This window comes from Candidatus Aminicenantes bacterium, assembly GCA_026393795.1.
In the GTDB taxonomy this organism is placed as follows: Bacteria; Acidobacteriota; Aminicenantia; order UBA2199; family UBA2199; genus UBA2199.
This window is the reverse complement of the sequence record JAPKZL010000265.1, coordinates 1-2,488: the sequence shown is the minus strand read 5'-3', so window position 1 is coordinate 2,488 and position 2,488 is coordinate 1. Positions and strand designations below refer to the sequence as shown.

General features: G+C 56.1%; 2 protein-coding genes. Both read left to right on the top strand.

Going from position 1 to position 2,488, the window contains the following annotated elements; genetic code table 11:
- The coding region (locus NTW95_13020; protein ID MCX6558331.1) for a metallopeptidase TldD-related protein at positions 1-963 on the top strand (963 nt) is incomplete at its 5' end.
- A gap of 60 nt (positions 964-1,023) precedes the next feature.
- Complete coding sequence (locus tag NTW95_13015; protein ID MCX6558330.1) at positions 1,024-2,418, top strand: sigma-54 dependent transcriptional regulator; 1,395 nt, start codon at positions 1,024-1,026, stop codon at positions 2,416-2,418.
- Positions 2,419-2,488 lie beyond the last annotated feature (70 nt).

The window sequence follows — 2,488 nt, the reverse complement described above, 5'->3', positions numbered from 1 at the left end:
GACGAAACGCAGGTCAGCGAACTGCTGGAGAAGATCAAGGAAGGCCTGGTGACGTTTCCGGGGCTGAAGCTAAAAAAATTTCATTTTTCCCGGCTGCTGAAAAAAGTCTACCTGGCCAACAGCCTCGGCTTCATGGCCAAGTACAAGAAAACGCATTTCCAAGCTCAGGTCGCTTTCATGCTCCGGGATCACATCCTCGAGCTGAGCGAAAGCCACAATTATTTCAGCCACTTCAACCCCGAGCGCCTGGTGGCCAGGGCGGCGAACTTGCTCGGCGCCCTGGCGGCCGAAGCGCCGCCAACGGCCGGCAATGATTTGTTCGTCATGTCGCCGGAAGCCTCGGTCCAGGTGCTGAAGGAATTCTCTTCCGGCCTGCGCCTCGACCGTTCGGGCGGAAAAAGCCGATTGATCGGCGCCTCGGCCAAGGTCAGCATCCTCGACAACCCGGCCCTAGCCGAGCAGACCGGATCGGTTCCCTTTGATGATGAAGGGACGGCGGCCGAGGAAAAATATCTGATCAACAAGGGGGTCTTCGTCTCAGCCGTCTCCGACATCCACACCGCTTTTCTGAAGCAAAAACGGTCGACGGGGAACGGCTTCCGTGATGAGCGCGGGATTTTTCCCCAGGTCCAGTTCTCCAACCTCTACGTCAAGCCCGCGGTCACCTCCATGGCCGACCTGTTGCGCATCGCCGGCAAGGGCGTTCTGGTCTACCTGGTCAAATTGAAGGGTTTCGGAGCCGATCCCACGGACTATGTTTTTTCGGCTTACGGGTATCAGTTTGCCGGCAACGAGATCGCCCAACCCGTCCAATTCCTCTTCAAGACCTCCATGCGTTCCTATTTTCTGCGCATCCTCGAGGTTTCCCGCGAACTGCGCTTTTTTCACAACCGCTGCAATATCGGATCCCCCTACCTCCTGGTGCAGGGACGCAGCGATCCCGAAAAAAAAATCATTATCTGAAATTTTTCCGGGCCGCGGCCGCGATTTGAAAAAAACGGCCGGGTTTGCTATAAACAAGGCATGGAAAACGTGAAAGTCCTGGTCGTCGACGACGAGAAGAATATCCAGGAATCGGTGAAAATGGTCCTGGAATACGAAAAATACTCCGTCTGCCTGGCCAAGGACGGGATCTCGGGCATCGACAGCTTCAAGAAGACCATGCCCGACATCGTCCTGCTCGATGTCAAGATGCCTGGCGGGATGGACGGTTTGCAGGTGCTGAAATCGCTGCGGGAGGTGAACCCCGATGTCGAGGTGATCATGATTTCCGGCCACTCCGGCATCGAGGAGGCGGTGGAGGCGTCGCGCCTGGGCGCCTTCGATTTCCTGGAAAAGCCCATCTCCCGCGACAAGCTGGTGCTGACGGTGCGCAACGCGGCCGAAAAAATCCAGCTGCGCAAGGAAAATTCCAGTCTGCGCACCATGACCGCCAGGAAGTACGAGCTGGTGGGCCGCTCAGGCCTCATGCAGGCCCTGCAGGAGACCATCCGCCGGGTGGCGCGCAGCGATTCCACCGTCCTAATCTCCGGCGACAGCGGCACCGGCAAGGAGCTCATCGCCCGGTTGATCCACCAGCATTCCGGGCGCCGCCAGAACCGCTTTGTCCAGGTCAACTGCGCCGCCATCCCGGACGAATTGATCGAGAGCGAGCTTTTCGGCCATGAAAAAGGCTCTTTCACCGGCGCCTACGAAAAAAAGATAGGCAAGTTCGAAAGCGCCCACCGCGGCAGCATTTTTTTGGATGAAATCGGTGATTTGAGTTTGAAGGCCCAGGCCAAAGTATTGAGAATTCTACAGGAAAAGAAGTATGAACGCGTGGGCGGCACGAAGTTGATTGCCACGGATGTCCGAGTTGTCGCGGCCACCAATAAAGATCTGGAAAAGGAGATGGAGGAGGGGAGATTCCGGCAGGACCTTTACTACCGGCTCAATGTTATCCCGCTGAGGGTGCCGCCGCTCCGGGACAGAAAAGAGGACATCCCGCTTTTGGTGAAGCGTTTTTTGAAAGATTTTTCCTCGAAGGAAGGCGAGGCGGAAAAGACGATTACCGACGATGCGCTGGCGATCCTCATGCGGCACAGTTGGCCCGGAAATGTCCGGGAACTGAAGAATATTGTCGAACGGCTGAACATCATGAAGGTGGGAAACGTCATTGAAGCGGATGACATTCCTCTTTTCATGAAAAAAGAGCAGAATCCGGAGTCGGAGGTTACCGAGTCTGCCCCGGATTCCCTGCGCGAGGCCAAAACGGCCTTCGAGAAACAATATATTGCCGGTAAATTAAAGGAATACGATGGCAATGTCTCCCGCACGGCCGAGGCCATCGGCCTGGAAAGAAGCAACCTGCACCGCAAGATAAAGGCTTACGGACTGGACGTCAAGAATGAGGAAGCCGGCGATGGCTCTGAATTATAACCGCCTGCCGACCTCGTGCCGCAGATCGGCCCAGGAAAATTTCAGGAAGGGTAAAAAAGCCAGGCCGACA